The sequence below is a fragment of the Crassaminicella indica genome (assembly GCF_019203185.1).
Taxonomy (GTDB): Bacteria; Bacillota; Clostridia; order Peptostreptococcales; family Thermotaleaceae; genus Crassaminicella; species Crassaminicella indica.
In genome coordinates this window covers 518,200-539,907 of the sequence record NZ_CP078093.1, presented here as the reverse complement: position 1 = coordinate 539,907, position 21,708 = coordinate 518,200, and the positions used below count along the sequence as shown (strand labels likewise).

At 33.2% G+C, this 21,708-nt stretch carries 18 protein-coding genes; all 18 read left to right on the top strand.

Translation table 11 applies throughout. The features are described 5' to 3' along the window. The first annotated feature begins 56 nt into the window (after nt 1–56). The 18 genes from cdaA (at nt 57) to KVH43_RS02465 (ending at nt 21,706) form a co-directional block, all read left to right on the top strand. Complete coding sequence (gene cdaA / locus KVH43_RS02550) at nt 57–878, top strand: diadenylate cyclase CdaA (RefSeq protein WP_218283346.1); 822 nt, start codon at nt 57–59, stop codon at nt 876–878. Then, entirely contained in the window at nt 871–2,175 is a 1,305-nt protein-coding gene (locus KVH43_RS02545) for a CdaR family protein (protein ID WP_218283345.1), read from the top strand. Before cdaA ends, KVH43_RS02545 begins: the two co-directional genes overlap by 8 nt. Before the next feature lie 61 nt (nt 2,176–2,236). After that, nucleotides 2,237–3,955: a sigma-54 interaction domain-containing protein gene (locus KVH43_RS02540; RefSeq protein ID WP_218283344.1), complete on the top strand. Its 1,719-nt coding sequence runs from the start codon at nt 2,237–2,239 to the stop codon at nt 3,953–3,955. Nucleotides 3,956–4,283: 328 nt separating this feature from the next. After that, nucleotides 4,284–5,366 carry a butyrate kinase gene (buk, locus tag KVH43_RS02535; protein WP_218283343.1) on the top strand — a complete coding sequence of 361 codons (1,083 nt, stop codon included), beginning with the start codon at nt 4,284–4,286 and terminating at the stop codon, nt 5,364–5,366. Further along, entirely contained in the window at nt 5,367–6,278 is a 912-nt protein-coding gene (gene ptb / locus KVH43_RS02530) for a phosphate butyryltransferase (RefSeq protein WP_218283342.1), read from the top strand. A gap of 28 nt (nt 6,279–6,306) precedes the next feature. Next, nucleotides 6,307–7,383, top strand: a complete 1,077-nt coding sequence (buk, locus tag KVH43_RS02525; RefSeq protein WP_218283341.1) for a butyrate kinase — start codon at nt 6,307–6,309, stop codon at nt 7,381–7,383. Between the two features lie 11 nt (nt 7,384–7,394). Further along, entirely contained in the window at nt 7,395–8,069 is a 675-nt protein-coding gene (locus tag KVH43_RS02520; protein ID WP_218283340.1) for an ATP-binding protein, read from the top strand. A 21-nt stretch (nt 8,070–8,090) separates the two neighbouring features. Next, nucleotides 8,091–8,330 (top strand): 4Fe-4S dicluster domain-containing protein, encoded by a 240-nt coding sequence (locus KVH43_RS02515; RefSeq protein WP_218283339.1) that lies wholly within the window; start codon nt 8,091–8,093, stop codon nt 8,328–8,330. Then, a complete protein-coding gene (locus tag KVH43_RS02510) occupies nt 8,331–9,392 on the top strand; it encodes a 3-methyl-2-oxobutanoate dehydrogenase subunit VorB (RefSeq protein WP_218283338.1) in 1,062 nt (353 codons plus the stop codon). After that, entirely contained in the window at nt 9,392–10,138 is a 747-nt protein-coding gene (locus KVH43_RS02505; protein ID WP_218283337.1) for a thiamine pyrophosphate-dependent enzyme, read from the top strand. Before KVH43_RS02510 ends, KVH43_RS02505 begins: the two co-directional genes overlap by 1 nt. A 1-nt stretch (nt 10,139) precedes the next feature. Beyond that, entirely contained in the window at nt 10,140–10,682 is a 543-nt protein-coding gene (locus KVH43_RS02500) for a 2-oxoacid:acceptor oxidoreductase family protein (RefSeq protein ID WP_218283336.1), read from the top strand. Nucleotides 10,683–10,902: 220 nt separating this feature from the next. After that, the gene (locus tag KVH43_RS02495; RefSeq protein ID WP_218283335.1) at nt 10,903–11,397 is read left to right on the top strand and encodes a DUF8052 family protein; all 495 of its coding nucleotides are present in this window, start codon (nt 10,903–10,905) and stop codon (nt 11,395–11,397) included. Nucleotides 11,398–11,424: 27 nt separating this feature from the next. Beyond that, on the top strand, nt 11,425–13,038 hold the full coding sequence (locus tag KVH43_RS02490) for a carbon starvation CstA family protein (RefSeq protein WP_218283334.1): 1,614 nt from the start codon (nt 11,425–11,427) through the stop codon (nt 13,036–13,038). Nucleotides 13,039–13,201: 163 nt separating this feature from the next. Next, complete coding sequence (gene glmM / locus KVH43_RS02485; RefSeq protein ID WP_218283333.1) at nt 13,202–14,548, top strand: phosphoglucosamine mutase; 1,347 nt, start codon at nt 13,202–13,204, stop codon at nt 14,546–14,548. Between the two features lie 485 nt (nt 14,549–15,033). After that, nucleotides 15,034–16,863, top strand: coding sequence for a glutamine--fructose-6-phosphate transaminase (isomerizing) (gene glmS / locus KVH43_RS02480; RefSeq protein WP_218283332.1), 1,830 nt, complete (start codon nt 15,034–15,036; stop codon nt 16,861–16,863). A gap of 160 nt (nt 16,864–17,023) precedes the next feature. Continuing rightward, the gene (locus tag KVH43_RS02475; RefSeq protein WP_218283331.1) at nt 17,024–17,872 is read left to right on the top strand and encodes a TnsA endonuclease N-terminal domain-containing protein; all 849 of its coding nucleotides are present in this window, start codon (nt 17,024–17,026) and stop codon (nt 17,870–17,872) included. After that, nucleotides 17,869–20,031, top strand: a complete 2,163-nt coding sequence (locus tag KVH43_RS02470) for a Mu transposase C-terminal domain-containing protein (RefSeq protein ID WP_218283330.1) — start codon at nt 17,869–17,871, stop codon at nt 20,029–20,031. The genes KVH43_RS02475 and KVH43_RS02470 overlap by 4 nt, the downstream gene beginning before the upstream one ends. Beyond that, complete coding sequence (locus tag KVH43_RS02465; RefSeq protein ID WP_420829643.1) at nt 20,018–21,706, top strand: ATP-binding protein; 1,689 nt, start codon at nt 20,018–20,020, stop codon at nt 21,704–21,706. Before KVH43_RS02470 ends, KVH43_RS02465 begins: the two co-directional genes overlap by 14 nt. Nucleotides 21,707–21,708 lie beyond the last annotated feature (2 nt).

Below are 21,708 nucleotides of genomic sequence, written 5' to 3'. Positions count from 1 at the left end.
TATTAGAATAATTAATAAAGACAATATGTATATTATTCCTTGAAGAGGTGTTGTGATTGAAAGAAGTAATGGAGATATTTTTAAATATAGGAGTGCGAGATGTAATAGATATGGCAATTGTTGCTTTTGTTTTTTATAAACTTTTTATGCTCATTCGGCATACAAGTGCTGAACAAGTATTAAAGGGGTTAGTGGTACTTCTTATTGCCACGAAGCTTAGTCAGTGGGCAAGATTATATGTTACAAACTGGATTTTAAAAAATACTATGACAGTAGGTGTTATTGCACTATTAATTGTATTTCAACCAGAACTACGGCGTGCACTTGAGCATATAGGAAGAACAAAGCTATTTACGAAATCTATTATGGAAATGACGCACGAAGATTTAAGTGATAATATTGATGAGATTGTAGAAGCAGCTATATATTTATCAAGGCTAAAAATAGGAGCTTTAATGATTCTTGAAAGAGAAACAGGCATAGGTGATATTATTGAAACAGGGACAGCTATAGAAGGGAAGGTTTCTTCGGGACTATTGATAAATATTTTTATTCCTAATACGCCTCTTCATGATGGTGCAGTAGTTATTAGAAAGGACAAAATAATGGCGGCTGGTTGTGTGCTGCCGCTTACAGAAAACCCCAATTTAAGTAAAGAACTAGGAACAAGACATAGAGCTGGAATAGGAATCAGTGAAAGGTGCGATGCAGTTGCTATTATGGTTTCAGAAGAAACAGGAGCTATATCTATTGCTATGGATGGAAAGCTATCTAGATATTTAGATGGAAAGACATTAAGAGCTGTGCTGAAAAATGCTTATAAACATGAAAATGATAAGCCTTTGTTCAGATGGAATTGGAGGCAAAAGGATGAATAATATTTGGAGAAAAATTAAATGGAATATAGAAAATAGCAGATTTTTTAGTAAAAATACAACTCCAAAGATGATATCGATACTTTTTGCGGTGAGTTTGTGGCTTTATGTAATGGGGGAGGTAAATCCGCAGAGTATCATGGAGATCAATAATGTAGAGGTACAGCTTCTAAATATAGAAGATCTAAAGCAGTCTGGTCTTATGATTATGGGACAAAAGGATTTTACGGTAAATGTTAAAATTAGTGGCAGAAGAAATGAAATATATAAAATTAGCCATAAGGATATATTGGTAAGAGCTGATTTAAGAGGATTTCATGAGGGAGTAAATAGTGTGCCTGTTGAGGTTAGTGCACCACCTAATGCAGAGATTGTAGATATATCTCCAAAGCAAATAAAGATTACACTAGATGAAATAGTAAAGGCGCAAAAGCCAGTAAAAGTCCATTTTATTGGAAAGAGTTTAGAAGGATTTGAACCAGGAGCTGCTAGCATATCCCCTGATAAAGTTATGGTAGAAGGACCAGAGAGCTTAGTAAATGCAGTAACAAAGGTTGTAGCAGATATTGATTTATCAAATAGAGAGGAAGATATAATAGAAAGGCTTCCACTTAAAGCTGTGAATAGAGAAGGAAAGGAAGTAAGTGGAGTAGATGTGAAAAATAAATATGCAAATGTAACGCTACCTATATTAAGAGTTAAAGAAGTGCCTATCGATATAGCTTATGAAGGGGAAGCAAAGGAAGGCTTTAAGATCACTAATGTTACTCTAAGTCAAGAAAAGATCATGATTGAAGGGAAAAAGGAAATAATAGAAGATATACAAAAAATTAAAGCAGAAAAAATTTATCTAAGCGGTTTGGATAAAACTGTTCGAAAGGAAATTGTATTGATATTGCCAGAAGGAGTTAGTACTAAAGGTTTAGAGGAAAATCCTACTGTTTTTATAAAGGTTGAACCAATAAAAACAAAGGAGATATTCTTCAAAAAAGAAGAAATAAATATCAAAGACTTGAAGAAAGATTATACTGTAGATTTGAGCAAGCTGCCAGAAAATATAAAGGTTGAGATAAGAGCTGTAGAGAGCATGGTAGATACAATCAACAAAGAAAATATAAAGCTTTATATTAATGGTAGTGATTTATCAGAAGGCTTGTATGCTATTCGCATTGCATATGATATAAATAAAAAGGTTGAGGGAATCAGGGTTATTCCTGAAGAAGTAGATTTGATAATAAAGAAGAGAGAAGAAATCACACCAACAGATAGAACAGAGGAAGTTATTAATTCTGAAATTTAGAAAGAATGCCTGGATAGTTTTATATTATCCAGGTTGTTTTTAAATGTAAAGGAGAAGGATGATGAAAAGAGAGTTAGAGGTAATACTTGATTCTACTCATGATGCGATGATTGCAGTAGATGAAAATGGAATTATCACTCTATTTAATGCAGCTGCCAAAAAGCTTACAAAGCTTGAAGAGATGAATATTATTGGTAGGCATATTATAGAGGTTGTACCTAATTCTAGACTGCCTCTGATTTTAAAGACAGGAAAATCAGAGCTAAATAAAAAACAGCCGTTAGGTGATATATCTATTGTTACAAATCGTATGCCTGTAAAGGATGATAGTGGAAAGATTATTGGTGCTGTGGCTGTTTTTAGGGATATTACAGAGGTTAAGGAATTAGCAGAGGAAATTACAAATCTAAAGGAAATGCAGAGTATGCTTCAAGCGATATTTCATTCTACAGAGGATGCCATATCTGTTGTAGATGAAAAAGGTATAGGTGTAATGATTAATCCTGCTTATACGAGATTAACAGGACTTAAGGAAGAAGAAATTATTGGAGAAGTCTGTACTGTTGATATTGCAGAGGGCGAGAGTATTCATCTAAAGGTTTTAAATACAAAGGGTCCTGTGAAGAATGCTAGGCTAAAGGTAGGACCTTCAAGAAAGGAGGTATTAGCAGATGCTGCACCTATTATTGTAGATGGAGAATTAAGAGGGAGTGTAGCAGTATTGCATGATTTGACCGAGATTAAAAGACTTACATATGAATTAGATCAAGCAAAAAAAATTATAAGAAAATTGGAGGCAAAATATACATTTGAGGACATTGTTGGAAAAGATGAGCAGTTATTGTCTGCTATTGAAAGGGCAAAAAAAGCAGCAGTAACCCCTGCAACTGTGCTTTTAAGAGGTGAGAGTGGAACAGGAAAGGAAATTTTTGCTCATGCAATTCACAACGAAAGCAATAGAAAATATCGACAATTTGTTAGGGTAAATTGTGCAGCAATTAGTGAAAACCTATTGGAAAGTGAACTTTTTGGCTATGATGAAGGAGCATTTACAGGAGCAAGAAAAGGGGGAAGAAAGGGGCTGTTTGAGCAGGCAAATGGAGGGACAATATTTTTAGATGAAATAGGAGAATTGAGCTTAAATACACAAGCAAAGCTTTTAAGAGTATTGCAGGAAAAGGAAATTGTAAGGGTTGGAGGAAGTAGAGCTATCAACATTAATGTAAGAGTGATTGCTGCTACTAATTTAGATTTAGAAAGAGCTATAAAGAGAGGGAAATTTAGGGAAGATTTATATTATAGACTTAATGTAATTCCAATTATTATACCACCATTAAGGCATCATAAAAAAGATATTCCATTGTTGGTAAAGCATTTTATCAAAAAATATAATCAAGAGTATGGAAGATTTGTTCAAGATATATCTGCAAATGCGTTAAAGAAATTGATGCATTTAGATTGGCCAGGAAATATACGAGAGCTTGAAAATTTTATAGGGCGTGCCATGATAAATATGAAATTTAATGAAATGGTCATAAGAACTAAACATCTTCCAGCTACTAAAGAAAAGATAGAAAAAGGATTGAGTGCTTCTGTAGATGTATTTTTGGAAAAAAATCAACAGAAGAAAACGCTAGAAGAAATTGTAACGTTTAGTGAAAAAGCATATATTTTGAAGGTACTCCATGAGAATGATTATAACAAAACAAAAACTGCAAAGGATTTAGGTATATCTATAAGAAATTTATATTACAAGCTAGAGAAATATAATATTGAGTAAATATATAGGTAAACAAATTTAAAATAAAATATAAAGAACAGTTCATGTTGATATTGTTTATGTATACATAAAATATATCATGCAAAAATTTGCATGAAAAGCATTCAATGCAAAATTTTGCATGAAAAATATTGCATTGAATACTTTGTTCTTTTATTCATAAAATATGAAAAAGAAAAGGAAATGTGAAAAATAAATATATCAAATAAAGCAATTTCAAATACGGAGGATAAAAGGAAATATAAGAAAAAATATTCTATATTTATGCAGGGATATGGCATATAACTTGCAATATATAAAATAAAGAAATCGTTATGGGGTGAGAGAAGTGTCGAGAGAATATATTTTAGTGATTAATCCAGGATCAACTTCTACAAAGGTAGCAATATTTAAAGGATACAATAATATGGTGCAGAAAAATTTGAACCATTTATCAACAGAATTAGAAAGGTTTTCGAAAATTGCAGAACAATTTTCATATAGAAAGAAAATGATACTCGAATGGATGGAAGAAGAAGGCTTTAGCATTAAAGAATTAAAAGCTGTAGTAGGTCGTGGAGGCTTATTAAAGCCTATGCCAAGTGGAACGTATATTGTAACAGATCCTATGATTCATGATTTGAAGATAGGGGTACAGGGAGAGCATGCTTCAAATTTAGGAGGCATCATTGCAAAGAGTATTGCAGATGAAGCTAATGTGAAAAGCTTTATTGTAGATCCTGTAGCAGTAGATGAATTTCATGAAGTAGCTAGAATATCAGGATTACCCGATATAAAAAGACGCTCTCTTTTACATGCTTTAAATATCAAAGCAGTGGCTTATAGGGTAGCAAAGGAAAAGAACTGTCATGTAAATGATTTGAATATGGTTATTGCCCATTTAGGTGGAGGGATTTCTATTGTACCGATTCAAAAAGGAAAAATGATTGATGCTAATAATGCTAATGAAATGGGACCATTCTCTCCAGAAAGAAGCGGAAGTGTCCCTGTAGGAGATTTGGTAAAAATGTGTTTTTCAGGGAATTATACTTTAGGTGAGATAAAGAAAAAGATTACTGGAAAGGGAGGATTGGTTGCATATCTCGGTACTAATGATGCAAGAGAGGTTGAAAAAATGATTGATGATGGAGATGAGAAAGCAAAATTAGTTTATGAAGCAATGGGCTACCAGATTGCAAAAGAAATAGGTGCTATGGCAACAGTTCTTAAAGGAGAGGTAGATGCTATTGTTTTAACAGGTGGGATGGCTTATTCAAAGAGATTGACAGAGTTTATAAAGAATAGAATAGGGTTTATTGCACAAGTAATTATTCATCCAGGGGAAGATGAAATGACAGCTCTTAATGAAGGAGTACATAGAGTACTTTCAGGGGAGGAAAAAGTTAAAATTTATGAACAAGAGGTGAAGTAGATGATAAAAAATATGGATGAGATTATTAAGTTTGCAAAAATGAGAGGGCCAAAGACTATTGCTGTGGCAGTTGCTGAGGATTTAGAAGTATTGACTGCTGTAAGGGATGCAAAAAACTTAGGAATTGCAGAGGCGATTTTTATTGGAGATACAGAAAAAATTAAAAAAATAGCTAAAGAAAATGATATAGACTTATCAACATTTGAAATGATTGATGAAAAGGATATTGTGAAGGCTTCTTTAAAAGCAGTAGAGCTTGTTTCAACAGGCAAAGCCCATATTGTTATGAAGGGGTTGGTAGATACAGCTGTTATTTTAAAGGCAGTCCTTCATCCAGAAATAGGCTTAAGAACAGGAAATGTCCTTAGTCATACAGCTGTATTTCAGGTACCAAGCTATGATCGGCTGATTTTTGTAACAGATGCAGCTATGAATATCGCACCAGATGTTATGGTGAAAAAACAAATCATAGAAAATGCTGTAGAAGTAGCTCATGCACTAGATATAAAGGAGCCTAAAGTAGCTGTTATATGTGCGAAGGAAAAAGTAAATCCTAAAATGCAGGCAACAGTAGATGCTAAGGAATTAGAAGAAATGAATAAAAATGGAAAAATCAAAGGTGCTTTAGTAGGTGGCCCATTTGCATTAGACAATGCTGTAAGCATTAAAGCTGCTGAGCATAAAGGAATACATCATCCAGTTGCAGGTCATGCTGATATTTTATTAGTTCCAAATATAGAAGCTGGGAATGTTTTATACAAATCTATGGTATTTTTCTCTGATACAAAAAATGCTGGAGTGATTGTGGGAGCAAAAGCACCAGTAGTGCTTACATCTCGTGCAGATAGTAATGAAACAAAATTAAACTCTATTGCTTTGGCTGTTTTAATGGCGGCAAAAAACGGAGATTAAGAAATAAGACTAAAGGAGAGAGCATATTATGACAAAAGCATTAAGAATTTTGACTATTAATCCAGGATCAACATCAACAAAAATTGCTGTATTTGATGATGAAAAAGCAGTACTTGAGACAACATTAAGGCATAGTGCTGATGAAATCAATAAATATGAAAGAATCTATGATCAATATGAATTTAGAAAACAAGTCATATTAGACACTTTGAATGAAAACGGCATAAATATTACAAAAATAAATGCAGTTGTAGGAAGAGGAGGATTATTAAAGCCCATTATGGGAGGTACTTATAAAGTATCTGAAAAAATGCTTGAGGATTTAAGATTAGGTGTTTTAGGAGAGCATGCTTCTAATCTTGGAGGAATACTTGCAAATGAAATTGCAAAACAGCTAGATGTTCCAAAGTTTATCGTAGATCCAGTAGTGGTAGATGAAATGGATGATATAGCAAGAATATCAGGAATGCCTGAGATTGAAAGAAAAAGTATATTCCATGCTTTAAATCAAAAGGCTGTTGCAAGACGTGCAGCTAAGGAGCTTTCAAAAAAATATGAAGAAGGAAATTTTATTGTAGCTCATATGGGAGGAGGTATTTCTGTAGGTGCTCATAAATGTGGAAAAGTAGTAGATGTGAATAATGCTTTAGATGGAGAAGGACCATTTTCTCCAGAAAGAAGTGGAGGACTTCCTGTAGGAGATTTGGCAAAACTATGCTTTTCAGAAGAAGTAACAATAGATGAAATCAAGAAAAAGATTAAAGGAAAAGGTGGTCTTGTAGCATATCTTGGAACGAATGATGGTAGAGAAGTAGGAAAGATGATTGAAGCAGGAGACAAAAAAGCAGAGCTTGTATATAAGGCTATGGCTTATCAAGTAGCAAAAGAAATTGGAAGCTGTGCTGCGGTGCTAAAGGGAGAAGTAGATGCTATTGTACTAACAGGTGGTATTGCTTATGATAAAGTATTTGTAGAATGGATAAAAGAGCATGTTTCATTTATTAGTAAGGTAATAGTATATCCTGGAGAAGAAGAAATGATTGCTTTAGCTCAAGGTGCTTTAAGAGTATTAAGAGGGGAAGAGCAGGCAAAAGAATATGAATAAAAGGTGAGCTTATGCTAAATGATAAAAGAGTCAGAATTATTATTGGACATTATGGTAGTGGAAAAACTGAATTTGCTGTAAATTATGCTATAAAGCTTAGAGCTTTAGGGAAAAAAGTAGCTTTGGCAGATTTAGACATTGTCAATCCATATTTTCGAAGCAGAGAAAAACAAGAGTTTCTTGAAGCTTTAGGGATAAAGGTGATAGCCAGTAGTCTTGAAAGATCAACAGGTGTTGATTTGCCAGCTGTTGCAGCATCTATTCTGCACCCTTTGCAGGATGAAAGCTATGAACTAATTTTAGATGTGGGTGGAGATGCTGTAGGGGCTAGGGCTTTAGGAAGGTATGCAAATTATCTGAAGAAGGGTAAGTATGATATGTTTGCAGTACTTAATGCCAATAGGCCTCAAACAGCTGATGTAAAGGGCGCAATTTATCATATAAAAACTATTGAAGCTGCGATAGGTGCAAAGGTTACAGGGCTTGTAAACAATACACATCTTCTAAAAGAAACAACAGTAGAAGATGTATTGAAAGGACAGCGTTTAGCAAGACAGGTTTCAGAGAGTCTAAATATCCCAATTAAATATATAAGTACTTTGGAAAAGGTTGCAAGAGATATTCCTTGTTCTATGGAAGGAGAGCTTTTTCCTATAAAAATGTATATGAGGGAAAGTTGGATGTAAAAATTAAGGAGGGTTGAATCAATGGCAAAAGCAAGAGGTAGAGTTTCTTTTAAAGAAAATTTATGCAAGGGTTGTGAACTATGTACACAGGTCTGTCCAGTAAACATTGTAGTCATGGATCGAGAAAGAATCAATATTAAAGGCTATCATCCTGCTACTGTAAAGGAAATGGATAAATGTATTGGCTGTGGTAATTGTGCTACTATGTGTCCTGATTTGGTAATTACTGTTGAGAGAGAAATGGGAAAGGAGGATAAGTAAATGTCAAAAATATTGATGAAAGGTAATGAAGCAATTGCTGCTGCAGCAATAAAAGGCGGATGTAAATTCTTCTTTGGCTATCCGATTACGCCACAAAATGAATTACCTGAATATATGGCAAGAGAGCTTCAAAAAAATGGAGGATGCTTTGTACAAGCAGAAAGTGAAGTAGCAGCAATAAATATGGTATATGGAGCAGCAGGAGCAGGAGCAAGAGTAATGACATCCTCATCATCTCCAGGAATAGCATTAAAACAAGAAGGAATAAGTTATATTGCAGGAGCAGAGCTTCCCTGTGTAATTGTAAACATATCTCGTGGAGGTCCAGGACTTGGTGGTATTCAGCCAGCTCAAGCAGATTATTTTCAAAATACAAGAGGAGGAGGAAATGGAGATTATCGATTGTTAGTATATGCTCCAGCAACTCTTCAAGAGGCAGTAGATTTGACTATGGAAGCTTTTGATGTAGCAGATTATTATAGAAATCCAGTTATTATTTCTGGAGATGGTATGATTGGACAAATGATGGAGCCTATTGAATTCAAAGATATTAAAAAAAGAGAACTTCCTAAAAAGGATTGGATTACAGATGGAACAAAGGGAGAAAGAGAACCAAACATCATTAATTCCTTAGCATTAGATCCAGCAGAGCTAGAAAAACATAATATTAGGCTACAAGAAAAATATAAGCAAATGGAAAAAAATGAAGTTCGCTATGAATTATACAATATGGAAAATGCAGAAGTTGTGATTGTTTCATATGGTACAACTTCAAGGGTTGTAAAAAATGCTATTGCAGCATTAAAAGAAGAGGGAATAAATGTAGGACTTATTAGACCTATTACTTTATGGCCATATCCGATGAAAGCATTTGATGAAATTCCTAATACTACAAAAGCTTTACTATGTGTTGAAATGAGTATGGGTCAAATGATAGATGATGTAAAGATTGCTAATAAGGGCAGACTACCAGTTCATTTCTATGGTAGAAGTGGAGGAATGGTTCCATCACCAGATGAAATAGTAGGAAAAGTAAAGGAAATTTTAGGAGGTGAGAGGTAATGACAGTTGTATTTAAAAGAACAAAGGGTTTAAAGGATATACCTACTCATTATTGTCCGGGATGTACACATGGGATTATTCATAGATTAGTAGGAGAAGCTTTAGAAGAATTGGACCTATTAGGAAAGGCAATAGGTGTTGCTCCTGTTGGATGTTCTGTACTTGCTTATGAATATTTTAATTGTGATATGCATGAAGCTGCTCATGGACGTGCACCAGCTGTTGCAACAGGAATAAAAAGAGTACATCCTAATGCTGCTGTATTTACCTATCAAGGAGATGGGGATTTAGCATCTATTGGTGCTGCAGAAATAGTTCATGCAGCTCATAGAGGTGAAAAAATCACTACTATTTTTGTAAATAATGCTATTTATGGTATGACAGGTGGACAAATGGCACCAACTACACTAATCGGACAAAAATCTACTACATCTCCTTATGGTAGAGATGCGAATCATGCTGGTATGCCTCTTAAAGTTTCTGAAATGCTTGCAACTATTACAGGGGCAGTATTTGTAGAAAGGGTTGCAGTAGATACTCCTAGCAATATAAGAAAAGCTAAAAAAGCGATAAAAAAAGCATTTGAGGTTCAAATGGAAGGAAAAGGTTTTGGTATTGTAGAAGTATTATCAACTTGTCCTACAAACTGGGGATTAAGTGCTACAGAAGCTTTAAAATGGTTAAGAGAGAATATGATTCCATACTATCCGTTAGGAAATTTCCGTACACCAGAGGAGGTGAAGTAGTATGGCAACACAAGAAATTATTTGTGCTGGATTTGGTGGTCAAGGTGTTATGTCAATGGGGCAGCTTTTAACATATGCAGGAATGCTTGAAGGAAAGCATGTTTCGTGGTTGCCATCTTATGGGCCGGAAATGCGTGGAGGTACTGCAAACTGTGGGGTAGTAGTTTCAGAGCATCCAGTAGGTTCTCCTATTGTAACCCAATCTACTGCTGCTATTGTCATGAATCTTCCTTCACTTATTAAATTTGAAAAGACTCTTGTTAAAGATGGATTATTACTTGTCAACTCTTCACTAATAGATCAAAAAACATCAAGAGAAGATGTAAGCGCTTATTATATACCTGCAAATGAAATAGCAAATGAATTAGGAAATGGAAAAGTTGCAAATATGGTTATGCTTGGTGCATTTTTAGAAATAACTAAAACTGTAAAAATAGAATCTATTCTTGCTGCTTTTAAAAAAGTATTTGGTCCTAGTAAAGAACATCTCCTTCCATTGAATAAAGAAGCTCTTGAAAAGGGTGCAGTGTACGTAAGAAGCTAAAGATGATGACGAGTAGAGATACTCGTCATTTTTCAAAATACCATTCATGCGCAATAAATGTATTTCATGTATAAAATAATGCATTTCATGAAAATGAGATGAGGGATTTTCAAAAACTCTTTAAATATTATATGAATTTTTGTATAATAGGCAAAACAGGTTTTTTTTTCTAATTCTTCAAATATAAAGATGAAAAAGATACATAGACGGGAGATAGTATATGAAATATACAGAATATATAGAAAAAATAGAAAAAAAGCTAAAGAGACATTTTGATATTGAAAGAGATTATGGGTATAAAGATTTACAAATAGATTTATATGCAAAATACCATATAAGAAATGAGAAGTATATGGCAACGAAAAAAATACCTATTTATGCATTTGAAAACCATGAATACTGCTTTATAAAATATTTAGATTTGCTGACAGAGGAAAAACTAAAAAAATTCATAGAAATTTTAAAGCTTTCTGTAGGTGATTTTGTACATCCTCATTCAGAGCATATGTCAAGTGTTATTACAGGAGTGCTGGTAACAGATCAAGAAGAAGATAAAAAAATATCAAATATTGTCAGAAAATTCAAATTTCATAAAAGCTTTGCCTTTGGACTGAAAGGCTGGGTAGATATAAGATTGATTTTAGTCCATTTAGGCAATGGAGATATTATTACTAATAAAAAAGGAAAGGAGGTTAGTGAGGTTTATAAGCTTTAAAATAAAAAAATATAAAGGAGGATGTTTATGAACTCATTGTGGTTAATTATTGTGAGTATTTTGATTTTTGGTATTGCCTATGTAACCTATGGCAGTTGGCTTGCAAAACAGTGGGGGGTTGACCCAACAAGAAAAACACCTGCTCATACAATGAATGATGGGGTAGACTATGTACCAGCAAAAGCACCTGTACTTATGGGACACCACTTTGCATCTATTGCTGGAGCAGGTCCAATAGTAGGTCCTATTGCAGCAGCAGTATTTGGATGGGTACCTGTAATGCTTTGGATTTTAATAGGAGGTATTTTCTTTGGAGGCGTACAGGATTATGGTTCACTGTTTGCATCTATAAGACATGATGGTAAATCTATCGGTCAAATAATTGAAGCAAACATGGGTAAAAGTATGAAAAAACTATTTGCAATATTTGCATGGCTTACATTGCTATTAGTTGTTGCAGCGTTTACAAATATTGTTGCAAATACATTTGTAAGTGTTCCAGCAGCAGCCTCTGCATCTGTGTTATTTATCATATTGGCTGTTTTATTTGGATTCTTTGTATATAGAAAAGGTGCACCAATAGGAATATCTAGTGTAATAGGTGTAATTCTTTTATTTGCATGTATTGTTGTTGGAAATAAGTTTCCACTTGTATTAAGTAAAAATGTATGGGTTGGTATATTATTAGCATATATTTTCATTGCATCTGTAACACCTGTATGGATATTACTTCAACCAAGAGACTATCTGAACTCATTCTTATTATACGTAATGCTTATCGGTGCAGTATTAGGACTATTATTTTATAGACCAACTATACAATTACCAGCTTTTACAGGATTTACAGCAGCTAATGGTTGGAATATGTTCCCAATGCTATTTGTTGTAGTAGCTTGTGGTGCTATTTCAGGATTTCACTCATTAGTTGGCTCAGGAACAACTTCTAAGCAAATGGATAATGAAGCTGATGCAAAGCCTGTTGGATATGGTGGAATGCTTATTGAGTGTGTATTAGCAGTAATTGCTATTATCACAGCAGCTTATATTTCAAAGGAAAAATTTGCAGAATTAGCAGCAGCAGGTGGACCTGTAAATGTATTTTCAGATGGTATTGGTGTGTTTATGTCTAAATTTGGTATAGACTATGGGGTAGGAAAATCATTTGTTGCTTTAGCTGTATCTGCTTTTGCATTAACAAGCTTAGATACAGGTACAAGACTTGGAAGATTTATATTCCAAGAATTCTTTGAAGATTCAACAAAAGAAACACAATCTATATTGACAAATCGTTTTGTAGCAACAGCTATTACAGTTGGGTTGGGAGGAATGTTAGCATTAGGAAGCTGGACTTCTATTTGGCCAATATTTGGTTCAGCTAACCAATTACTTGCAGCACTAGCACTTATTACTCTTGCTGTATGGTTAAAGAATAGTGGAAAAAATTATATGATGTTTACAGTGCCTATGACTTTTATGTTCTTAGTTACTGTAACTGCTCTTCTTCAACTATTAAAAGCAAACTTAGCTTCAGGAAATGGGATTCTTATATTATTTGCAGTATTTTTATTGCTATTAGCAATTATATTAGCTGTTGCAGGAATTAAAATATTAAGAAAGCCTTCAGAAAAAATAGATGCATAACATAAATAGAGATGGCGTTTGCCATCTTTCTTTTTTTACTGTAAAATTGAATACAACACTTGAATATGATAAAATAATATAGATTTACTATTTATATTTTGATAATGTCTATCTATAATAATTAAAATGAAAAGATAGACTATGATGAGAGGAGTCTACTCAAATGGGAAAGTTGTTTGGGACTGATGGTGTAAGGGGTATAGCAAACAAAGAATTGACAGCAGATTTAGCATATAAACTAGGAAGAATCGGGTCTTTTGTACTTACAAACGGAAAAAAGAAAGCAAAAATTGTTATCGGTAAGGATACAAGAATATCAGGAGATTTATTAGAATCAGCATTAGTTGCAGGAATTTTATCAACAGGATCAGATTGCTTGTGCGTAGGAGTTGTACCTACACCAGCAGTAGCATATCTGACAAGACATTATGGCGCAGATGCAGGTATCGTTATTTCTGCTTCTCATAATCCAGTCGAATATAACGGAATAAAGTTTTTCAATAAAGATGGGTTTAAGCTTTTGGATGAAGTTGAAGAAAAGATAGAAGAGATAATTTTAAAGGATGAAGAAATAGATGTAAATCCATGGGGGAAGGATCTTGGAAGAAAGATTGAAATTGATGATGCAATCAAGCAGTATGCAAACTTTTTAAAGAGTACGATTGATGTGGATTTAAGAGGTATGAAGATTGCTGTAGACTGTGCTAATGGGGCAGCGTATGTAGCAGCACCAGCTGTATTATCGGCTTTAGGTGCTGAGATAAAAATTATTCATCATAAGCCAGATGGTCTTAATATAAATCTAAATTGTGGTTCGACACATCCTGAAGAAATCCAAAGAGTTGTTCTTGATTGGGGGGCTGATGTAGGATTAGCCTTTGATGGAGATGCAGACAGATTGATTGTTGTAGATGAAAAGGGACAAATTGTTGATGGAGATAAAATTCTTACAATATGTGGTACAAGTTTAAAGGAAAAAGGAAAGCTAGCTAAAGATACAGTTGTTGCTACTGTTATGAGTAATATGGGGCTTGAAAAAGCATTAAACGAAGTCGGATGTAAAGTAGAAAAAACAAAGGTTGGAGATCGATATGTTTTAGAAAAAATGAAAGAAGAGGGATATGTTCTTGGAGGAGAACAATCAGGACACATCATATTTTTAGAACATAATACAACAGGAGATGGACTTTTATCAGCACTACAGTTTTTAAGCGTGGTAAAAGAGAAAAAACAGTCTGTATCAAAGCTTGCAAGTGCTATGACTACTTATCCGCAGGTACTTGTAAATGCAAAGGTAAGCAATGATAAGAAGATGAAATACATGGAAGATACTGTGATCGTAGATGAAATCAAAAAGCTTGAAAAAATTATGGATGGAGAAGGAAGAGTGCTTATTAGACCTTCTGGAACAGAACCTTTGGTAAGAGTTATGCTTGAGGGAAAAGATCTCGAACAATTAAAGCTTTTAAGTGAGGAATTAGCAGAAATTATTGAAAAAAGATTGAAATAGTTTTATCAAAATTCAATTTTTTGCATAAATTATAATAATATGAATTACTTTGTAAGTATTATACCTGATAACTTTTGAAAAAACTAAAATCTGTTCTATTTCAGAAAGTTTTTTACAAAAGTTATCAAAGGTATTTTCTTATATATGAATAAATAAGAAAATGCAGAAAGGGGTGAGGTCTATAGGAGAAAAAATACAACAATATATAAAATAAAAGCGCCAGAACTTAAAATCCGATCGGAAAAAGGATTTAAGTTGACGAGGACAGGGTTTATCGAGTTTTTCGGCGGATACCCTGCGGTGTGTCACCACCGATAAAGAGCTTACAAAACCTTCGAGTGATCGAAGGGACAAATAGGCTTGGGTGATGGATATTTATTAGCTTGCGTGGATTTTATGTAAAAAGGTAGGAAAATTTTTAAAAATTCTACCCACGGTATTTTATTGTCAAAAATAAAAATTAATATTTTGAGAGGAGAATTAATATGTGTGGAATCGTTGGATATATAGGAGAAAAACAGGCAGCACCTATTTTGATAAATGGATTATCAAAGCTTGAATATAGAGGATATGATTCAGCAGGTGTTGCGATTTTTGATGAAGGAGAAATAAAGGTTAGAAAATTTAAAGGAAGAATGAGTATATTAAAAGAGCATTTAAATAAAGAAAAAATACAAGGAACTATTGGGATTGGGCATACAAGATGGGCAACTCATGGGGAGCCGTCAGATGTGAATTCTCATCCTCATACAAATTGCTCTGGAAGCATTGCACTGATTCACAACGGGATTATTGAAAACTATATGAAATTAAAAGAATGGTTAATTGAGATTAATGGAGATCATTTTAAATCTGAAACAGATTCAGAAGTAATCGCACACTTAATAGATTATTTTTATGAAGGCGATTTATTAGATGCAGTATATAAAGCAATTGAAAAGATGGAAGGAGCTTATGCAATAGGTGTAATCTGCAAAGACGAACCAGATAAAATCGTAGCGGTAAGAAAAGACAGTCCTTTGATTGTAGGAATTGGAGAAAATGAAAACTTTATTGCATCAGATATACCAGCACTTCTTAAATATACAAAAGATATGTATTTGATTGAGAATGATGAAATAGTAGTTCTATCAAAAGATGGAGTGAAGATATTTAATGAATTAAGACAAGAAGTAAAAAGAGATGTATTTAAAGTTACTTGGGATGCAGAAGCAGCAGAAAAAGAAGGCTATGCTCATTTTATGATGAAAGAAATTAATGAGCAGCCAAAGGGAGTATATGATACTCTTCACAGAAGGTTAGACAAAGAAGACAATATAGTACTTGATGGTATTAAGCTTACGAAAGATGATTTAGATAAGATTAATAAGGTGTATATTGTAGCTTGTGGTACTGCATATCATGCAGGACTTATTGGAAAATATGCTATTGAAAAATTTGCAAAGATTCCTGTAGATGTAGAGGTTGCATCAGAATTTAGATATAGAGAGCCATTTATTGATGAAAATACATTGTTTATTGCAGTAAGTCAGTCGGGAGAGACTTTGGATACACTTGCAGCATTAAGAGAAGCAAAGAGAAAAGGTGCAAGAATTTTATCAGTAGTCAATGTAGTCGGTTCATCTGTAGCAAGAGAATCTGATGATGTATTCTATACTTGGGCAGGACCTGAGATTGCTGTAGCTTCAACAAAGGCATACACAACTCAGCTTGTATCTATGTATTTAATAGCTCTTCATATGGCAATGACTAAGGGGAGTTTGACAAATGAAGAATATAAAAAATATATTGAAGAATTGAAAGCTATGCCGGGTAAGATTGAAAAGATATTAGAAAATAATGAAGTTATTCAACAGCTTGCAGACGAACAGTTCAATAGTGAAAATGTATTCTATATTGGTAGAGGATTAGATGTTTATGTAGCCTACGAAGGATCATTAAAATTAAAAGAAATCTCTTATATTCACTCAGAAGCTATTGCAGCAGGAGAATTAAAGCATGGAACTATTGCACTTATTGAAGAGGGTAGATTAGTGATAGCCCTTGCTACACAAGATAAGCTTTATGATAAAATGCTTTCAAACATTCAAGAAGTAAGAGCAAGAGGTGCTTATGTGATAGGTGTTGCAAAACAAGGGAATAAAGAAATAGAAAAATCAGCAGATAAGGTTATCTATATTCCAGATACATTAGATGAGCTTAGTCCAATATTAAGTGTAATTCCACTACAAATCTTAGCATATTATATTGCAGTAGCTAGAGGGTGTGATGTGGATAAGCCAAAAAATTTAGCAAAAAGTGTAACTGTTGAATAGGGGTTAGTTGTTGATAGTTGGTGATTGTATTCGTACAATAAAGTTTGAATATTTACAACAAAGTTTGATTATTTACAATAAAGAATGAATGTTTTCAATAAAGTTTGAATTAAAATCACCTCTTTGTGTTAGAATAAATGCAAAGAGGTGATTTTTCTTTATGAGTAAAAGAGAAAGATATATAAACAGAGAAAGAATAGAAAAGCTTATCAAAGAAGGGCGAGGACAAGGTATAGAAGAAGCCTATAAACCATGGCTTTTAATTCAGGATGTGCCTTCAACAGGAAGAGAAAGTAGGTTAGTTGGAATCAAAATTAATCGACAATATGATTTTCTATCAGATCTAGAAAAAAATTATTTTTATATTTCAGATTTTTCAGATGAAGTAATAGACATCAGAGAGCAATTCCCTTTATTACCAATAGAAGAAACAATCCTAATTGCTGATGAATTAGGTATCAAGCATCCTACTGATCCAAGGACAAATGAATATACAGTAATGACTACGGATTTTTTAGTAACTAAAAGAGTAGATGGTAAAAACATAGATGTAGCAAGAACAATAAAGCCTTCAGAGAAACTCATGGATGAGAGGGTTATAGAAAAATTTGAGATTGAAAGACGATATTGGGAAAAGCAAGGGATTGATTGGGGCATTGCTACAGAAAAAGAAATTAATAATACTATGGCTAAGAATATAAGCTATATATACAGCTATTATAATATTGATGAAATAGATTCTCTAAAAGAGCTAGATAAAGAGTATATAGGAGATATACTTGTTGAATATATTAGACGAGTTATAGATAGCAAGGAAAGTATAAGAAGCATTTCAAGTCAGTTTGATAAGGATTTATTTTTAGCAGCAGGGACAGGAATATGTATGTTTAAGCATTTGCTCATAAGAAAAATATTAAAGGTAGACTTGTCTCAGCCTTTGGATATAAATAAAGTGATGAAAGTCCAGTTATCAAGGGAAGAGCTAAATAAGGAGCTGAACATATCATGATTCTAGAGAATATGACACTCCAATATACCAATAAAGAAAATGGAGAAAAGCTAAGGATATTATATATTGATCATGAAAGCATGTATTTATACTATGTAATAATGGGCATGACCATGTGCATGCCAAAAAAAGAGCATATAGACAAATTAGAAGAAGAAATTGCAACTGGAGTACTTATTAAAATTCCAGATCCATATCTTAATAACATTGATGAAAAGGATCTATCAGAAAATGCAAGATATAAGAGAGATCAACAATGGGAGATCATAAAAAAATATTGGGAGAGTAATAAAGAAGCTTTTCTAGAGAAAAAGGGAAGAGAAAAGCTATTTAAAGAGATAGCAGATAAAGAAAACATAGCTAGAGTTAGTCTAAAAAGAATATTTAATAGATTTTGGGAAAGAGGAATGACTAAAAATGCTCTATTACCTGATTACAAAAATTCAGGAGCAAAGGGGAAAGAAAGAAATTTAAAAAGCAAGAAGGTTGGAAGGCCTAAAAAAGTAGATTATATGGGAGAAGTACAAGAAGGAATAAATATAACAGAGGATATAAAGAAAATTATAAACCTATCTATAGATAAATTTTATAGAAAGAAGGAAAAACCTACTATAAAGGCTGCATATAATTCTATGCTAAAGGAATTCTTTTCAGACAAATATGTAGAGAATGGAGAAATTAAATATAAGGTATGGAGTAAAGCTAGAATTCCTTCCTATAGACAATTTTATTACTGGTTTAAAAATTACGAGGATATACAAAAGAATGTAACCTTTAGGGGGAGCAAAAAGGAATATAAATTGAAGTATAGACCTATATTAGGAACTACTGCTATGGAAACGGATGGACCAGGAACTAGATTTCAGATTGATGCTACAGTAGCAGATATATATATTGTAAGCTCCTTGAACAGAAATAGGATTATAGGTAGACCCATAATATATATGGTAATAGATGTGTACTCTAGGTTGGTTACAGGGATTTATACAGGTTTAGAAGGGCCATCTTGGATGGGGGCTATGATGGCATTAGATAATATGATAGCAGATAAGGTAGAATTCTGTAAGGAGTATGATATTCATATTACAAAGGAACAATGGCCATGTGAGCATCTACCAGAAACAATCATAGCTGACCGAGGAGAATTTGAAGGCTATTCTGTTGAAAATTTAATAAATAATTTAAATGTGAAAATAGAAAATACACCGCCTTACAGAGGAGATTTAAAGGGAATTGTTGAGAGAAGCTTTAGAACCGTTAATGAAAAGCTCAAGCATAAAACACCAGGGGCAATACAAAAGGAGTTTAGGGAAAGAGGAGATCGAGATTATAGATTAGATGCAACACTAACACTAGAAGAATTTACTCAAATACTTATAAAGATGGTACTGCATCATAATCATAAGATTATTACCAATTACAATATGGATAAAGAAATGATTTCTGATGAATTAAATCCAACTCCAATCAATTTATGGAATTGGGGAATTAAAAATAAAAAAGGAAGATTAAGAGTCATAGATAGGGATATTATGAAGCTAAATCTTCTACCAAAGGGTAAAGCAAGCATATCACGAGCAGGATTAAAGTTTAAGAAGCTATTCTATAGCTCTAAAAAAGCCATTGAGGAGCAGTGGTTTGTAAAAGCTAAGCAGAGATGGGTTGATGTTGTATATGACCCTAGAAATATGAATGCTATATATATTCTTAATGAAGACGGAAAAGGCTATGAAGTATGTCATCTTTTAAAGAAAAGCCTTCAATATAAGGATTGTAGACTAGAAGAAATTATATTTCAAGAAGAATTAAAGGAAGAGCTTATAGAATGGGAAAAGGATAAACAAAATCAATTAAATATAGATTTAGATAAGGAAATAGAAGACCTTGTAAAAAAAGCAGAGAAAGAAAAGAAAAATACTATTGTAGAAACTATTTCAAAATCAAAGAAGCTTAAAGGAATCAGAGAAAATAGAGCTTTAGAAAAAGAAATTAACAGAAAAAAAGAAGCCTTTGAAATAGGAAGAGAAGAAAAGGAAGGAATCATAAAAGCCTTTAATAAAGAAGCTGTAAAAGAGGATGAGGAAGAACAGGATACAAGGCGATTAACCTTGATGGAAAAAATCAAAAGAAAAAGGGATGAGAAGCTTGGAAAGAAGTAAAAGTAATCCTTTACTCAAGGGAAGGATAGAGCTTGCAGAATACAAAGAGCAAGAAATTATTGATTATGCGGATAATCCATATATAGAAGCGTTACCTGCAATTTTTACAGAGGAAAAGATTATAGATCAATTTACAAGATATCCAATTCTTCAAGAAAATGAAAGATTTAAAAGTAAAAATCTAAGATTTCATATGATTAAAAGACTTAAAAATTTTATACAGCCACTGCCAGATCATTTTTCTATAGAAGGTAAGCTATCTTCAATGATTAGAAGAGGATATTTAGCAAGAAATCCTTTGGATAAAAGTTATTTTGAAAGATTAAAGATATTAAATGAAGTGCGTTCTGAAAAAAAGGAAGAAAGAGAGCAAGCTTTAATATCAAATATGGAGCATATACGTTCTACAGCAGATTCTCTATCTATCATTGGTATATCTGGGATAGGAAAAACTACAGCAATAGAAAGGCTACTGTTGATGTATCCTCAAATCATCAAGCATGAAGAGTATAAGGGAAAGCTATTAAGCAGAACACAGCTTGTGTGGTTAAAAATTGATTGTCCCTATGACGGAAGCTTATCAACCCTTTGTAAAAGCTTTTTCAAGGCTATAGATGATCTTCTTGGGACTCGATATCTTGAAAAGTATGGGTATTTAAATCGGATCACTTCTTCTATGTTGCTACACATGACATCACTTGCTAATATATATGGAATTGGAATTTTGGTCATAGATGAGATTCAACATTTAATAAATGCAAAAAATGATTCTGATGAAATGCTGAATTTCTTTGTAACCTTAACAAACACAGTAGGAATACCAACAGTACTAATAGGAACCTTTAAAGCCCTTAAAATATTTAAAAAGGATTTTAGACAGGCTAGAAGAGCTGGAAGTGAAGGAAATATTATATGGGATCGTATGAGTCGAGAAAGTGATGAATGGGATTTTTTTATTGAAACCCTTTGGGAGTTTCAGTGGCTTAGGGAGAAAACAGAGCTTACACAGGAAATGAAGGATTTATTCTATGATCAATGTCAGGGAATTACTTCTGTAGCAGTGAATTTATTTACTCTAGCACAGGAAAGAGCCTTGAATACTGATAAGGAAAAGTTAACAAAGGCAATCATCAAAAAAGCTTCAAAGGAAGATTTACACATGATTCAACCAATGATCAAGGCACTTAGAAGCAATAATAGGGAACAGATGAATAACTATGAAGACATAGCCATAAATTTAGATGATATTTCCTTCAGTCATAAAAGAGATATTGATTTAGCAGGAAAGATTAAGGAAATGGCAAAGCATCAAGAAAAATATTTTGAAATGAAAAGAAATAATATAGTAGAGAACCTAATAGTAGAAGTATGTACATTGGGGATCTTTGATGAGCTTACTGAAAAGGAATTAGGGGATTTGGTGAAAAGAACAGTTCAAAAATTTGGAGTAGATGATGATTTCAATGTAATAAAAGCAGAAGTCATCAAAAAAGCAATCAATGCTAATGAAAAAAAGAAAATAGGGAAAAATATCCGTAAGGATGTACCCTATGAAGAAAAGGATTTAAGGAAAATATTCAAAATTGCAAAGCAAAAAAAGGTACATGCCTATGAACTACTTAAGCAAAAAGGATATATTAAAGATCCTGTAAAGGAGTTTATAAAGGCGGAATAAAA